The sequence below is a fragment of the Candidatus Thiodictyon syntrophicum genome, assembly GCF_002813775.1.
GTDB lineage: Bacteria > Pseudomonadota > Gammaproteobacteria > Chromatiales > Chromatiaceae > Thiodictyon > Thiodictyon syntrophicum.
Window position 1 is genome coordinate 2,789,943 of sequence record NZ_CP020370.1, and the last position, 14,680, is coordinate 2,804,622.

11 protein-coding genes are annotated in these 14,680 nt (G+C 67.7%); 6 read left to right on the top strand and 5 right to left on the bottom strand.

The window, feature by feature from the left end:
• Positions 1 to 167: 167 nt before the first annotated feature.
• Both THSYN_RS11710 and THSYN_RS11715 read right to left on the bottom strand, forming a co-directional pair.
• Complete coding sequence (locus tag THSYN_RS11710) at positions 168 to 1,466, bottom strand: alpha-amylase family glycosyl hydrolase (RefSeq protein ID WP_100919302.1); 1,299 nt, start codon at positions 1,464 to 1,466, stop codon at positions 168 to 170.
• A 200-nt stretch (positions 1,467 to 1,666) separates the two neighbouring features.
• Positions 1,667 to 3,802: a glycogen synthase gene (locus THSYN_RS11715; protein WP_100919303.1), complete on the bottom strand. Its 2,136-nt coding sequence runs from the start codon at positions 3,800 to 3,802 to the stop codon at positions 1,667 to 1,669.
• A gap of 315 nt (positions 3,803 to 4,117) precedes the next feature.
• On the opposite strand from THSYN_RS11715, the gene THSYN_RS11720 reads away from it, so the two are divergent.
• A complete protein-coding gene (locus THSYN_RS11720; protein WP_236848942.1) occupies positions 4,118 to 4,252 on the top strand; it encodes a hypothetical protein in 135 nt (44 codons plus the stop codon).
• Positions 4,253 to 4,410: 158 nt separating this feature from the next.
• Here the strand turns inward: THSYN_RS11720 and THSYN_RS11725 are convergent, their stop codons facing one another.
• On the bottom strand, positions 4,411 to 4,803 hold the full coding sequence (locus THSYN_RS11725; RefSeq protein ID WP_100919305.1) for a PilZ domain-containing protein: 393 nt from the start codon (positions 4,801 to 4,803) through the stop codon (positions 4,411 to 4,413).
• A gap of 236 nt (positions 4,804 to 5,039) precedes the next feature.
• Between THSYN_RS11725 and THSYN_RS11730 the strand changes: the two genes are divergently transcribed.
• From THSYN_RS11730 to THSYN_RS11745, 4 genes are all read left to right on the top strand, one after another.
• A complete protein-coding gene (locus tag THSYN_RS11730) occupies positions 5,040 to 7,706 on the top strand; it encodes a type IA DNA topoisomerase (protein ID WP_100919306.1) in 2,667 nt (888 codons plus the stop codon).
• A 138-nt stretch (positions 7,707 to 7,844) separates the two neighbouring features.
• Positions 7,845 to 8,525, top strand: coding sequence for a TIR domain-containing protein (locus THSYN_RS11735; RefSeq protein WP_100919307.1), 681 nt, complete (start codon positions 7,845 to 7,847; stop codon positions 8,523 to 8,525).
• 17 nt (positions 8,526 to 8,542) lie between these two features.
• Positions 8,543 to 10,537 carry a tetratricopeptide repeat protein gene (locus THSYN_RS11740; RefSeq protein ID WP_100919308.1) on the top strand — a complete coding sequence of 665 codons (1,995 nt, stop codon included), beginning with the start codon at positions 8,543 to 8,545 and terminating at the stop codon, positions 10,535 to 10,537.
• A 247-nt stretch (positions 10,538 to 10,784) separates the two neighbouring features.
• Positions 10,785 to 11,720: an RpnC/YadD family protein gene (locus THSYN_RS11745; RefSeq protein ID WP_100919309.1), complete on the top strand. Its 936-nt coding sequence runs from the start codon at positions 10,785 to 10,787 to the stop codon at positions 11,718 to 11,720.
• A 184-nt stretch (positions 11,721 to 11,904) separates the two neighbouring features.
• On the opposite strand, the gene THSYN_RS11750 is transcribed toward THSYN_RS11745, so the two are convergent.
• On the bottom strand, positions 11,905 to 13,491 hold the full coding sequence (locus THSYN_RS11750; RefSeq protein WP_100919310.1) for an ATP-binding protein: 1,587 nt from the start codon (positions 13,489 to 13,491) through the stop codon (positions 11,905 to 11,907).
• A gap of 86 nt (positions 13,492 to 13,577) precedes the next feature.
• Between THSYN_RS11750 and THSYN_RS11755 the strand changes: the two genes are divergently transcribed.
• Complete coding sequence (locus tag THSYN_RS11755; RefSeq protein ID WP_100919311.1) at positions 13,578 to 13,892, top strand: DUF3301 domain-containing protein; 315 nt, start codon at positions 13,578 to 13,580, stop codon at positions 13,890 to 13,892.
• 320 nt (positions 13,893 to 14,212) lie between these two features.
• Here the strand turns inward: THSYN_RS11755 and THSYN_RS11760 are convergent, their stop codons facing one another.
• Positions 14,213 to 14,665: a ClpXP protease specificity-enhancing factor gene (locus tag THSYN_RS11760; RefSeq protein WP_216644785.1), complete on the bottom strand. Its 453-nt coding sequence runs from the start codon at positions 14,663 to 14,665 to the stop codon at positions 14,213 to 14,215.
• Positions 14,666 to 14,680 lie beyond the last annotated feature (15 nt).

Consider the following 14,680-nt stretch of genomic DNA (forward strand, 5'->3'; position numbering starts at 1 on the left):
CACCCGGATCGAAATGCTCGGACCTTAAGCAAAAGCGTCTACCCGTAGGGTGCGCCGCGCGCACCGGGGCGCCGGCCCAGGCTCGCGAGGTTTCGTTCAACCGCAGCCTTGGAAGGTGCGCACGGCGCACCCTACGCCAATGCTCGGGTGACTTGTGCCGCGTGGTACTAGGCCTGGGCCTGCGGCTGCTGCGCGGCCACCAGGACCCGGGCCATGCCGGGGCCGAGCCAGAACTCGAAGGGGGTCGGCAGGTCGGCCATGGGCCAGTCCGGGGAGAGGTCGCGCAGCGGTTGCGGGGACTGGATCAGGTGGTAGAGGTCATCGGCGTAGAAGCGCTGGCGGTTCCAGGGGTCCTTATTGAGCACCAGCAGGGCCTGGCCGGGGCCGTTGATCTCGTGCTTGCGCAGGACCAGGATGGACGGGTCTGGATAGTCCAGCCGGTCGATGCGACCCTCGCCGGCGAAGGTGGGGGTCTGGTCCTTGATGGCGTTGACCTGACTGATGAAGCCGGTGATGTCGATATTGGGCTGCTCCCAGTCGTTGGGAACGGTGGTGACGACGTCCAGGCGTTTGCGGAAGCCGTATTCGAAGCCCATGGGGATCATGACACCGCTGGCGAACATGGCGGTGAACAGATAGCGCTGGCGCAGGGCGTCGACATTGCCCTCGAACTCATCGAACATGCGCCGTGTGTCATGGCTTTCCGGAAAACCGATGGAGGGGGCGATATGGCGGGTCGCCTCGTATTGCTCCAGCAGCCAGTTGCCGTGGAAGTCCCACCATTTGGCGCTGTTGAAGATGGCATCGAAGCCGGCCCCGGCGGTGTCGCGGGTCTGGGCCGGCGAGCAGCCCAGGGTCTCGGCGACGAAGACGGTGTCGGGGTGCTTCTGGCGGACGCGGACGATGAGCCGGTGCCAGATCTCGGCGGGGAGCTGATAGGCGGCGTCGCAGCGAAAGCCGCGAAAGCCGAGCCCGATCAGGTGCTCGACCATTTTCACATAATAGGCCAGGAGTCCGTCGGGCGAGTCCGGGTGGCGCAGGGCCTGCTGATGGTCGAACTGGGCCAGGTCGCGCCAGACGACCTTGGTGCCGTTTTCTTCGATGCAGAAGGGGTGGGCGACGCGGCCGTGCTCGCGGGCGAACCAGTGCGGGTGGGTCTGCACCAGCGGGTTGTCCTCGGCGCAGTGGTTGATCACCAGGTCGATCATCAGGGACAGGCCCAGATCCCCGGCGGTCCTGGCCATGGCGCGGACCTGCGCGTCCGGGGTCAGGGGTGAGCCGGGGTTGTGCAGGGCCTTGTTGATGGCGAAATAGTCGGCGATGGAATAGAGGCTGCCCGAGCGCCCGAGCTTCTGAATGGGGTTGACGAAGAGCCAGTCGAAGCCCATGGCCGCGGCGCGTTGCAGATGCGGCTCCCAGGTGTCGAAGGGCCCGGCGAGCAGGGGAAACAGGTTATAAATCTTCATACTTGTCCTCGTCGTTGATGTTCTTTCTTCTGACGGCGGTGCCGGCTGTCTGGTCAGTCGCGGTCGTTGTCGTTGTCGTAATCGTTGTCGTAATCGAGGTTATCGTCCGCCCTGGATTGTCTCGCGCCCGAAGTTGTATCGCTTTTCCGATTACGACAACGACAACGACAACGATTGTGTTTGAGTGCTTGACGCGTTACTCAGCGTTCGCGGATGAAATCATAGATGTTGAGATAATCCTGCCCCGGCTGGTTCCAGGAATAGTCGGCGCGCATGCCGTTCTTCATCAGTTCGCGGAAGTCCGCCGGGAACTCGAAATAGCAGTCGATGGCGCGCCCCAGGGCGGACTCCAGTCCGGGACCGTCGTAGTGGTCGAAGCGGTAGCCGTTGCGCTGGTCCAGCGGGCGGTCGGAGTGGTCCTTGTCGAAGACGGTGTCGGCCAGACCGCCGACGGTACGTACCACCGGTACCGTGCCGTAGCGGAGCGCGATCAGTTGGGTCAGACCGCAGGGCTCGAACTCGCTCGGCACCAGCATGAGGTCCGCACCGGCATAGATGAGGTGGGCCAGGTCCTCGTCGAAGCCGATCTCCAGGTGGCAGTCGGGGCTGTCGTTGAGCATGCGCTTCAGGCCCCAGAAGTCGTCGTTGATGGCCTTGTCCGGACTTGAGCCGAGCAGGACGAATTGGCCGCCGCGCTCCAGCGTGTAGAAGATAGCATGACGCACCAGCCCCAGGCCCTTCTGCGGGTCCAGGCGGCCGATGAAGGCGACGATCGGCTTGTCGTTGTCGGCCAGCATCAGCCGGTGGCGCAGGGCACGTTTGTTCTCGTACTTGCCGTCGAGATGGTCGACGCTGTAGCGCACGGGGATGTCAGCGTCGACCTCCGGGTTCCAGACATCGTAGTCGATGCCGTTCAGGATGCCGCCATATTTCATGTGATGCACATGCAGGGTCGGCTCCAGGCCGAAGCCCTGGCCCTGGTCCTTGGTCTCGAAGGCATAGCGGGGTGAGACGGTGGTGACGAAGTTGGAATAGACGATGCCGGCCTTGAGCAGATTGAGCGCGCCCTTGTGATGGTTGTCGCCCATGCGCAGCCAATCGAAGAAGCGCTCCGGTGGGGTCAGCCCGGTGGCGCGCAGCAGTTCCAGCCCGGTGAGGCCCTGATGCATGAAATTGTGGATGGTCAGGCAGGCGCGCGGGTGGGTCATGCCGAGCTGTTGGTAAAACTCGTAGAGAAAGACCGGTACCAGCGCGGTCTGCCAGTCGTGGCAGTGAATGATGTCCGGGTTCTTGCCGGCCTTCCACAGAAACTCGATCGCGGCGCGGGAGAAAAAGGCGAAGCGCAGCACGTCGTCGCGGAAGCCGTAGATGGTGCCGCGGTTGAAGAAGTTGTCCTGGGAGTGCGGCTCGATGAAGAAGCACTTGCGGCCATGCACGAAGCCGAAGAAGACGGTGCAGTGCACGGCCCCCGCGTGCCAGGGCACCCACAGGTCGCGATAGACCTCGTGCAGCTCGAAGATGTGGTCGTAGCGCAGGTTGGCGTACTTGGGCAGGATGATCTCGACATGGTTGCCGCGGATGGCTTGCTCGCGGCTGATGCCGAAGACCACGTCCGCCAGGCCGCCGACCTTCGCCACCGGGGCCATTTCCGGTGTGATGTGGACGATGAATAGGCTCTGGCGATGGTGTTGCGGGGCCGGCGCTGGTGCGTGCGCCGACTCGGGTGCCGGATGGTAGCCGGAGTCCGGGTGCTCCTCGGGAGCTGGGGGCGCGGCCGCCGCGGGTTGCGCCGCCGTCTCGGGCTCGGGCTCGGGGTCCCGGGCCCTGTCCACGGCGGCGTCCGGCGCCGCGGTGGGCGTCGGTGCCGCGGCGGCAGGGGGATTGGCCGGCTCGGGTAGCGTTGCCGACGCGGGCTCGGGGTCCAGGGCCCTGGCCACCGCGGCGTCCGACACCGCCGCGGTGGGCGTCGGTGCCGGTGCCGCGGTGGGTGTCGCGGGCGCGGCGGGTGCGGGCCTGGCCGGCGCGTCTTGCGGGGCGGGCTGGTCGGCCGGCAAGACGACGCGGGTCGCGGCGACGGGCGCGTCAATTGCGGCGGGGGCCGCGCCGACGGGCGCTGCCGCCGCCGGCTGGGCCGCGCCCGCCGCTGAGGCGTCCGCGGCGGGCGGCGTCCCGGGTGCACTGTCCGGCAGCGGGCCGCCGGGTGACGCCGCGGCCTTCGTGGCCGGGGGCGGCGCGGCTGCGGCGACGGCCGCATCAGTGGTTGGGCCGCCTTGGGGGCTGATCTGGGACGGGGCCGGCGTGGCGGTCTTTTTGGACTTGGTCGGGCTTTTTGCCATTGCTTGTCACCTGCAAGGTCTGTGCGTCGCGATTGCCGGAGTCTGGCCGCTGCGCTCTAAGTAGGGCACGGTAACGCGCAAGCGGCCCCGGCGTGAAGCCCTGGGTTGTGATTGGGCAAAAAAAAAGCGTTGCCCCCGGGGGCGGACCGCGGCGGGGTCCGGCCGCGTTCGGCCGCGCCTGACCCCGGGCGCTCGGGTGTCCTTGGCGTTAATACGTTAGAGTATCCTGTTATCCCCCTTGGTTGCCATTTGATCGAGTGACCGAACGATGTCCGACCGATCAACGACAGCCTGGGCCACGCCGCCGGCGACGCGCTGCTCCAGGTGGCGGCCGAGCGCCTGCTCCAGTGCGCGCGCGCCTCCGACACGAATGCGATAAGAGCGATCCTTGGAGAGGTGGGGGCCGGCGCGGCGTCTGTTAGTCCAAGAAGAGTATTTGGCCGCAAATAAGCGCAAATAAATCATCTGGTTAGTACCATCGCGGGGGTCACCCGGACAGTAAACAAGCAGTAAACGCCAAGTCTCTGATTATTTGCGTTAATTTGCGTTCATTTGCGGCTAAACTGCTTTTTTCTGGGGTCAAAGGACGTCGCAACGGGACGCGGCACTCAGACCTGCTGCCGCCGCAGCCACTCCAGGGCCGCCTCTTCGCCGTTGAGGCGCCGGCCGTCCTGCATCCAGATCTCGCGCTTGAAGTTCTCGATCTGGCACACCTGCTCCACGATGCGGTGTTTGCGCGGGTCCTGCCCGGCGAAGCGCACCCCGACCTCGAAGCCGTCCGGGGTCGGCTCGCACCAGGCGACGACGCCGGCGGTCTCGAACACCGGCTGCGCCACCGGGATCGTGATATGGATGGTCGCGCCGATGTCGAGCGCCATCAGGGAGCGGAAGCACAGGCCGCCGCGGCTGATGTTGCGCAGGTATTCGCGCCCGGGCGGGACCACCTCGCTCAGTTGCACATCGACGGGGCAATCGGTGGGGTGCCGGATGTATCTGCGCATGGTTACTTAAGCGGCGGGCCTGGGTCGTCTGGGGCGGCGGCGTGAGGCCCCGATGATCCGCGATCCGCGGCCGGCGGGCAAACCGAATTCGATTTTCTCCGTGTCTTTGTGTCTTTGTGAGAGGATTAATGCGGCATGGGTAATGGCATGGCTCCAGGGGGTACGGTGTGGTGTGGGTCTATCTCGTCGTGGCGGCGGTGTTCGAGCGGGGTTGGCCGGTCGGGCTAGCGTGACGCATGGCGACCGTCGTCATCGCCGAGAAGCCGAGTGTGGCCCGGGACATCGCCCGGGTCCTGGGGGCCAACCGCAAGGGCCAGGGGTACCTGGAGGGCAACGGCTGGTGCGTCACCTGGGCGCTCGGGCACCTGGTCCACCTGGCGGAGCCAGACGACTATGGCCCGCCGTGGAAAGGGCGCTGGAGCGCCGCCCAACTGCCCATGCTGCCCGAGCACTGGCGGCTCACGCTCGACCCCAAGACCGCCGACCAGTTTCAGGTCGTCAAGGGCCTCATCAATGACCCGGCCCACGCGCGCCTGGTCTGCGCCACGGACGCCGGGCGCGAGGGGGAGCACATCTTCCGGCTCATCTATGAGCAGGCGCGTTGCCGCAAGCCCTTCGACCGGCTCTGGGTGTCGAGCCTCACCGACGAGGCGCTGCGGGCCGCCTTCCGGGCGCTCAAGCCCGGCAGTGCCTTCGACGACCTGGCCCGCGCGGCGCGCGCCCGCGCCCAGGCCGACTGGCTGATCGGCATGAACCTGACCCGCGCCTACACGGTCCACAACCGGGTCCTGTGCACCATCGGCCGCGTCCAGACCCCGACGCTGGCGATGATCTGTGCCCGGGATGCGGCGATCGCCGGTTTCACCAAGACCCTCTTCTATGAACTCATCGCCCACCTGGCGGAGGGCTTTCTCGCCCGCTACAGCCTGGAGGGGGAGACGCGGATCGGTACCAAGGAGGCGGCGGAGCTTCTGCATCGTGACATCGCGGCGGCCATCGAACCCCACCGGACGGGCACGGTGCGGGAGTTGGACATCCAGATTCAGCACAACCGCCCGCCGCCGCTCTACGACCTGACCACCCTGCAGCGCGACGCCAATCGCCGCTTCGGGCTGACCGCCGCCGCGGTCCTGGAACTGGCGCAGGCGCTCTACGAGACCCACAAGCTGATCAGCTATCCCCGCACCGAGAGCCGTCACATCGGCGAGGACCTTGTGGAGCAACTCCCCGGCATCCTCAAGGGCCTGGACCACCCCCAGGCCCCGGTTGCCCTGGCCCGGCTCGCGGCCGGGCACCGCCTGGGCCGCGCCTATGTGGACCAGACCAAGCTCACCGACCACCACGCCATACTGCCGACCGGGCGGTCGGTCCCCGCGGGCCTGAGCGGGCCGCTGCGGCTGGTCTATGACCTGGTGCAGACCCGCTTCGTCTGTGTCTTCCTGCCCGATCAGGTGGTGGAGGAGACCCGCGTGCTGCTCGCCATCGGCGGTGCGGATTTCGTCGCCCGGGGGGCGCGGGTGATGGACCCGGGGTGGACCATCGCCGAGGGTGGCGGTACTGCCGCGCGCGCCAAGGCGGCCGGCGCGGCGCCCCGGGCGGCGGCGGGGCCGGGGGGCGAACCGGCCGCCGCGGCCGATCCGCCGGAGGCCGCCGAGGAGCAGGTCCTGCCGCCGCTCAAGGTCGGCCAGGACGTCCATGTCGAGCGCCTGGAGGTGCGCGAGCGCGAGACCAGCCCGCCGCGCCCCTTCACGGACGCGACCCTGCTCGGCGCCATGAAGAACGCCGGGCGCAGCATCGAGGACCGGGACCTGGCGCGGGCCATGCAGGCGAGCGGTCTCGGCACCCCGGCGACCCGCGCCGAGACCATCGAAAAGCTGATCCGCACCGGCTACGTGGAGCGTCAACGCAAGCAGTTGCGGGCGACGCAGAAGGGGCGGGTGCTGATCGAGCGGGTGGCCGCACCGCTGAAAAGCCCCGAACTGACCGCCGCCTGGGAGCAGCAACTGCGCGAGGTGGAGGAGGGCGCCCGCCCGGTAGCCGAGTTCAACCAGGCGATCGTCGACCTGGTGCGCGACCTGATCCCGCAGGTCTGGCAGGGGCCGGCCTTCTCCGCGGAGCAGGTCGAGCAGGCGCGGGCCGCCCAGGGGACCCGGCCGGGCGCCGCCCGCGGCGCCCGCAAGGGTGCCATACCGCGTCCCGCCGGGCTCGGCACCTGTCCCGGGTGCGGCCAGGGCGAGCTGATGGAGACCGCCCGCGCCTTCGGGTGCAGCCGCTATCGCGAGGGCTGCGCCTTCGCCGTCTGGAAGACGGTGGCGGGGGTCAAATTGACCAAGGCCCAGGTACGGGAACTGCTGGCCAAGGGCCGGATCGGTCCCCTCGAAGGCTTCCAGTCCAAGGCCGGCAAGCCCTTCAAGGCCGCGCTGAAGCTGGGCGCCGACGGGCGGGTGGCGTTCGACTTCGGCCCGACGCCGGACCCGGCGGCGCCGCCGCGCCCGGGGAGCGATCCCGCCCCCTTGCCCCCGGCCCCCGCGGTCCACCCCGAATCCGCCCCGGCGGCGCCGGCCCCGGCCCCGGCCGCGCGCGGACCCGCGGGGCTGACCTGTCCCAAGTGTGGCCAAGGGCGGATCATCCAGGGACATCGCGGTTTCGGCTGCAATCGCTATCGTGACGGCTGCGACTTCGCGGTGCTGCGGGAGGTCGGCGGCAAGGTGCTGACGGATCTTCAGATCGCGGGCTTGATCCGGGATGGGCGCACGCGGTTGATCAAGGGGTTCACTGACGAGCAGGGTAGCCGGTTCGATGTTCGTTTGGAATTGGACAGCGGATTCAAGGTGCGAGCGCGGCGGGAACCGGCGGCCGAAGAACACGGATTGCCAGCAAATGAAGGCAAGCATGCAGCGTAGTGTCGGCCCGGCCCCTGCGGCAACCCGTCGCGGCCTGGGGGCCGCTCCTACGCAATCCTCCGGCCCCAGTGCGACCCGTATCGCGCCAACGGACCATGGATTACACTGCCGCCACGCCGGTTGACCAGGACCCGCCCGATGCGCCCCGATGACACACAGATCCGCGTCTTCGTCAGCTATGCCCAGCACTCGGACCGGCACTCGGCCGCGGTGCTGGCGCTCGCCCAGGCGCTGCGCGGGCACGGTATCGCGGTCGAACTGGACCGCTTCCACGGTCACGAGCTGATCGACTGGCCGCGCTGGTGCCGGGAGCAGTTGGCTGCCGACCGGGCGCGCTGGGTCCTGATGACCTGCTCGGCCATCTATTGCGACCGCCTGGACGGCCGGGTCGATCCGCATACCGGCAAGGGCGTCTTCTGGGAGGGCGCGCTGCTCGACGACGAGCTCTACGACGGCAAGGGCAACCGGCGCATCGTCCCGGTGCTGCTGCACGACGAGCCGGACAGCGCGATCCCGACCCTGGTGCGCGGCTGGACCCATGTCCGTCTGCGCGGTTTCGACCTCGATGACCCGGGCTATGAAGGGCTCTACCGGCTGCTGACCGGTCAGGCGGCGATCGTCCCCGCACCCTTGGGCCAGCGGATCAGTCTCCCGGCGCGCACCGGCAGCGCGCCCGCCCCGCCCGCGGCCCGACCCCAAAACCTCCCCTATCCCTCGCTCGGCACCCTGTTCAAGGGCCGCGCCCCGGAGCTTGCGCAGATCCGCTCCTGGACACCGAAGCGGCCGCCGCCGCCGCGGACCGACGGCTCGCCACCCTGACCGGCGGGCATCTGCTGATGACCGGCCGGCTCGCCAACTGGCCGGGGTCGGTGCGCACCCTGCCGCTCGACCGATTGGACCCGCAGTCCGCCCGCGACTTTCTGCTGGAGCGCACCCAGCGCGGGCGCCAGACGCGCCCGGACGACACGGTGCAGGCGGGCGCGCTCGCACAGGAGCTGGACGGTTACGCACTGGCGCTGGAGCAGGCCGGTGCCTTCGTCGGGTGCGAGCACAGCACACTCGCCGACTATCTGGCGCGCTGGCGCCGCAACGACCGGCGGGTACAGGGCTGGCACGACGCCTGGCTCATGGACTACCCGCGACCGCTCGCGACTACCTGGCAGACCAGCGCCGAGATCCTGCCCGAGACCGCGCGCGCACTGCTCGATACCATCGCCTGGCTGGGGTCCGAACCCTTGCCGCGGTCCCTGTTCTGCGAGACCGGGGAGGACGCGGGGTCGGCGGGACGGATCGCCCGGCGCGCGCAGTCACTGAGCGGCCTGCTCGCTGCCCAGTCGCCGGACGCGCCGCTGGACCTGGAGGAGTCCCTGGCCCGACTCGCCGAGCTGTCCCTGCTGCAAGCGGCACCGGCCGACTTCGATAGCCCGGGACGGCTGCACCGGGTACTGGCGCTCATGATCCGCGCCGCCCAGACCCCGGAGCGCGCCGCCGCCGCCCGCGCCGCGGCCTTGGCGCTGGCCGATACGGTCGCGGTCGGCGACCCGATGGATGTACGCGACTGGCCGGTCTGGGTGCCGCTGGCGCCGCATCTGGGTGCCTTGCTCGCGGAGGACCGCGACGGGGCGGGCGGGGTGGAGTCGTGCTTGTTGAACGAGTTGGGGAAGCTGCTGTACGCCCAGGCCCGTTACGCCGAGGCCGAGCCGCTGAAGCGTCGGTCGCTCGCCATCGACGAGCGGGTCCATGGGCCGGACCATCCCAGGGTAGCCATCCATCTCAACAACCTGGCCCAATTGCTTAAGGCCACCAACCGACTCGCCGAGGCCGAGCCGCTCATGCGCCGGGCGCTCGACATCGACGAGCGGGCCTATGGGCCGGACCATCCCAGTGTCTCTCGCGATCTCAACAACCTGGCCGCACTGCTTCAGGCCACCAACCGACTCGCCGAGGCCGAGCCGCTGATGCGCCGGGCGCTCGCCATCGACGAGCGGACCTATGGGTCGGACCATCCCGATGTCGCCATCGATCTCAACAACCTGGCCCAACTGCTTCAGGCCACCAACCGACTCGCCGAGGCCGAGCCGCTCATGCGCCGGGCGCTCGCCATCGACGAGCGGGCCTCTGGGCCGGACCATCCCAGGGTCGCCATCGTGCTCAACAACCTGGCTCAACTGCTTCAGGCCACCAACCGACTTGCCGAGGCAGAGCCGCCCATGCGCCGGGCGCTCGCCATCGCCGAGCGGGCCTATGGACCGGACCATCCCGATGTCGCCACCGATCTCAACAACCTGGCCCAACTGCTTACGGCCACCAGCCGACTCGCCGAGGCCGAGCCGCTCATTCGCCGGGCGCTCGCCATCGACGAGCGGGCCTCTGGGCCGGACCATCCCGCTGTCGCCCGCGATCTCAACAACTTGGCCCAACTGCTTCAGGACACCAACCGACTCGCCGAGGCCGAGCCGCTAATGCGCCGGGCACTCGCCATCGACGAGCGGGCCTATGGGCCGGACCATCCCGCTGTCGCCCGCGATCTCAACAACTTGGCCCAACTGCTTCAGGACACCAACCGACTCGCCGAGGCCGAGCCGCCCATGCGCCGGGCGCTTGTTATCCTGCTGCAATCCACCGCCGCCACCGGGCACCGGCTCCCCGATCTCGATCCGGTCCAGGCGAACTACGCCGCCCTGCTCGCCGCGCTGGGGCTCGACCCGGCCGACAGCGCCGCTCGGATCACCCGGATCGACATGGAGTCGGGGGTCGCCCCGGCGCCGCTGCCGAGCCGGCGCCGCCGCTCCGGCTGGCTTGGCCGGCTACTGGCCCGGCTGCGGCCTTGATCATCACTCCGGCCAGCGGCGATCGGTCCGCACAGCGGACCCTACGGTAAGGCTGCGTTCCGTAGGGTCCGCTGTGCGGACCAGCGGCCTTGCGGCTCGCGCGGTGGCCGGGGTTATGATCAAGGCCCCCGGCTGCGAATCACCGCCTGAGGCCCCGGGGACCTTCCGGCTCGCCAGTCGGTAGGCTTGCCAGGGTCCCGCATCTCGCCTAGAGTCGAGTATCCGGATACGACGCGGAGGCGACCCGATGGCCGATGACTACGACAGCCCGTGGAAGGAGATCCTGGGGGACTATTTTCCCGATTTCATGGCCTTCTTCTTCCCCGATGCCGCCGCCGAGATCGATTGGTCTCTTGGGTTCGAGTCGCTGGACAAGGAGTTGTCCCAGGTGGTGCAGGACGCGGAGCTCGGCCGGCGCTATGCGGATAAGCTGCTCAAGGTCCATCGGATCGGCGGGGGCGAGGAGTGGGTCCTGGTCCACATCGAGGTCCAGGGCCAGAGCGAGGCGGACTTTCCGCGGCGGATGTTCGTCTATGCCTATCGGCTCTACGACCGCTACGCCCGCGACATCGCAAGCCTTGCCGTGCTGGCCGACACCACGGCCGACTGGCGACCGGATCGCTTCGAGATCGGCTGCTGGGGCAGCCGACTCGGGATCCGTTTCCCGAACGTGAAGCTGCTCGACTATGCATCGAGACAGGGCGAGTTGGAGACGGAGGATAACCCCTTTGCGACCGTGGTGCTGGCTCATCTCGCGGCCCAGGAGACCCACGGCGATGCCCAGGCGCGCTACCGTCGCAAGCTCAAGCTCACCCGCCGACTCTACGAGCGCGGCCTGTCGCGACAGCGCATCATCGACCTGTACCGCTTTCTGGACTGGATTCTGCGCCTGCCCGACGACCTGGAACTGCAATACACAGATGCGATCTTCGCGATCGAGGAGAGCCTCAAAATGCCTTACATGAGCTTTGTGGAGCGCCGCGGCCAGACCCGCGGCGAGGCGCTCGGCCAGACCCGCGGCGTCTCGCTGGTCCTGCATGGTTTGCTGGAGCAGCGTTTCGGCCCCTTGTCGGCAGAGACCCTGGAGCGCCTGGACCAGGCCGAGCCCGAGCGGCTCATGGCCTGGAGCCTGCGCGTCCTCGACGCCGGGTCGCTCGACGAGGTGTTTGCCGAAGGCCCCTAAAGTGGACCCCTGCAAGGTTCCGTGCAATCCAAGGCTGAAGCCTTGGACTCCAGTCGGCCGGCGCCGCGGCTGGCTGGAACCATGACCAAAGCCTGGTATCGCCCGCGCGGCGCCGCGCGGCAGGGTGCTCAGCGGCAAGCGGAGGCCCGTCGGTGCGGGCGACCCGAGGACCCCGATGATCCCCCTACATGCCCCACACCTCGATCGCCACCCCGGCAAACCGCTCGGTCCGCCGAAAGACCTTCTCACTCCAAGCCCGTTTGCTCCGGTCGAAGATCAGCAGATGGGCCTCTTGTGCGGCGCAGCGGTCCAGATATTCGTAGGTCTGTTGCAGTCCCAGGGCAATGGTCGCCTCGAGCCCCCGATGCCGGACCTTCAACTCCAGCACGGCCTTCTGGACCTGATCAGCGTCATAGGGCCACAGGATGAAGAGATCCGTGCGCATCCGCCCCAGTCCGTATTCGCGCTCGATCCGCCCGCCGCCGTTGACGATGCGTTGCAGGAAGGCCTGGAGCAGCAATTGGGGCCCGGCCTCTTTGTACTCGAAGCGTTCGATCCAGTGTTCGGAGTGCTCGCGGAAGAAGACCTGGAAGGCGGTGAGCAGTTTGGGCAGGTCCAGACGGCCGTCCGGCGCGATGTACCAGGCGCTCTGGTATTGCGCCTCGAAATCGATCTGTTGGACGAAGGTCAATTGCCGGGGGATGATCTCGCGATAGATCGGGTTGGCGATGGCGAGTACGCCTGAGTCCCGCGCGACCAGGCCCAGGTCCGTGACATACTGGATATCGTCTTCGTGTACCGAGCCTTGGGCCTCGCCGCCGGTCAGCATCGGCTCCACGACGCGGCGCACGCGCGGCTCGCGCAGCTTGTCGGCGAGTTGGTCCAGGTGGGTGTCGCGGCGCTGGATCAGGACCTCTTTGGCCTGCTCCACCCGCTCGGCGGTGATGACGACCCGGCGATCACGCGCGCCCCGGTCGCGAAAGCACAGTTGGTAGCCCAGTGCGTTGACCAGCCAGGGCTGGCCGCGGGTCAGGTCCCAGATGCGTTCAATGGCGTCGGCGGTAACGAGCTGACCCGTTTCCGTGCTGTGCTGGAGGTAGAGTGCGACGACACCCGCCGCGCTGAAATTGCCCATCCGGATGGACTCGGCCTTGATGTTGAAGGCACTGCCGCCGGTGATGATCTCTTGTGAGCGGGCGGAGTGGATACGGTAGTCGCGCACGTCGCGGACCCCGCAGAGCACGACGCTCTGCGGGAAGGCGCGCGGGCGTTTGGTGTAACCGGCGCGCAGTTGGCGCAGCAGCGCGATCAGGGTGTCGCCGATCAGTGCATCGATCTCGTCGATCAGCAAGACCAGGGGCCGGTCGCTGTGTTCGGCCCAGCGGCTCAAGACCTCCCCGAAGGCATTGAAGGCGCCCGCTTCGGCCAGCACTTGGGGCCAAATCTGGCCCGGATAGGGGTCTGCGGCCAGTTGCCGTGCCCAGGTGCCGAGGCCGCTCAGGAGCGCCTGCATTGCCGCTGGTACGTCCTCGCGGGCGGCCTGTGCCGGCTCCACGTTGATATAGACGCAGCGGTAGCGGGTGCCCGCATTGAGATGGTGCATCAAGGCCAGGAGCGAGGAAGTCTTGCCGGTCTGGCGGGGGGCGTGCAGCACGAAATAGCGTTGCTGTCCGAGCAGCGCTTCGACCTCCTCCAGGTCGATGCGATGCAGCGGGTCCAGGCAATAGTGCTGGGCGCAGTCGACCGGTCCGGCGTTATTGAAAAATCGCATGGGCTCCTCCTCATCAGTTCTGATCGCACCCGCGAGGCCGGGTCGACACGAACCGCGGGCCTGCGCGATGGTACTATGGCAGACCTATGAGCGATCTGTCCGCCATCTTCGTCTTCTTGCTGCTCGGCTGGTTCTGGCTCGACAGTCTGCGCGCGCGCGAGATCGCGCTCGGCATCTGCCGCGCGGCCTGCGAGCAGCGCGACCTGCAGTTGCTCGACCAGGCCGTGGCCTTGCGCCGTTTGCGCCTGGCCTGGGGCCGTGAGGGGGTGCGTCTGCGCCGGGTCTACCGGTTCGACTTCAGCGAGGAGGGGGTGGGTCGGCGTAGCGGCTACCTGGTGATGCGGGGGCTGGGTCTGGAGGACCTGAGCTTTGGCCTGCCGGAGCAGATCGAGGATACCTGAGGCGCCCGGTGATCCCGGATTCGGTAATCCTGAAATCCTGAAATCCACAGATGAACACAGATAAGCACAGATATCCTTCAAATTATGGTTCGCTTATCGTTATTTTTTCAATCACCGGCAAGGTGATCCCACGACTAAGCGTAACTTAATGAATAATCTGTGTTAATCTGTGTTAATCTGTGTTCATCTGTGGATAACTGCTCCTTCTATGGTCATTGCTCACGCCAGGACGCCAAGAAGAAACCAAGGGATCTGGGAATTGTCCGGATCGCCCGATGCGCGTGCCAAATCACTGCGCTACTGCCGGGACGCGACCGGCGCTACTTGACGATGGTCAGTTTGGGGCCGCCCCGTCCTTTGCCCTTGCCCTTGCCGCCCCCGTCGCCCTTCGGTTGATTCGTCGGCGCGGGGGGGGCGCTGTCTTCTTGGGGCGAGGCGTCGTTGCCCAGGGCCTCGTCCACCGGCTCAGCCGGGGGGAAGATCATTCCCTGGTGGTTTTCGCGGCTGAAGATGCCCAGCACGGCCTCGCTCGGGATCTCGAGGTGACGGGTGACCCCGCCGAAGCGCGCGCTGAAGCGCACCCAGTCGTTGTCCATCAGCAGGCCATGCACCGCGCTGGGGGCGATGTTGAGGACGATCTGGCCGTTCTCGACGAATTCGTTCGGCACGCGCGTGCCCGGGTGGCGCGCGTCCACCAGCAGGTGCGGGGTCATCTGGTTGTCCAGAATCCACTCGTAGATGGCGCGGACCAGATAGGGCTTGGTTGAGGTCATGGACCCGTCTTGGGT

Bases quoted from the DNA above. Each gene is read 5' to 3' on its own strand.
- THSYN_RS11715 (WP_100919303.1), bottom strand. From the start codon at position 3,802: ATGGCAAAAAGCCCGACCAAGTCCAAAAAGACCGCCACGCCGGCCCCG.
- THSYN_RS11730 (WP_100919306.1), top strand. From the start codon at position 5,040: ATGGCGACCGTCGTCATCGCCGAGAAGCCGAGTGTGGCCCGGGACATC.
- THSYN_RS11710 (WP_100919302.1), bottom strand. From the start codon at position 1,466: ATGAAGATTTATAACCTGTTTCCCCTGCTCGCCGGGCCCTTCGACACC.
- THSYN_RS11750 (WP_100919310.1), bottom strand. From the start codon at position 13,491: ATGCGATTTTTCAATAACGCCGGACCGGTCGACTGCGCCCAGCACTAT.
- THSYN_RS11735 (WP_100919307.1), top strand. From the start codon at position 7,845: ATGCGCCCCGATGACACACAGATCCGCGTCTTCGTCAGCTATGCCCAG.
- THSYN_RS11745 (WP_100919309.1), top strand. From the start codon at position 10,785: ATGGCCGATGACTACGACAGCCCGTGGAAGGAGATCCTGGGGGACTAT.
- THSYN_RS11760 (WP_216644785.1), bottom strand. From the start codon at position 14,665: ATGACCTCAACCAAGCCCTATCTGGTCCGCGCCATCTACGAGTGGATT.
- THSYN_RS11725 (WP_100919305.1), bottom strand. From the start codon at position 4,803: ATGCGCAGATACATCCGGCACCCCACCGATTGCCCCGTCGATGTGCAA.
- THSYN_RS11740 (WP_100919308.1), top strand. From the start codon at position 8,543: ATGACCGGCCGGCTCGCCAACTGGCCGGGGTCGGTGCGCACCCTGCCG.
- THSYN_RS11755 (WP_100919311.1), top strand. From the start codon at position 13,578: ATGAGCGATCTGTCCGCCATCTTCGTCTTCTTGCTGCTCGGCTGGTTC.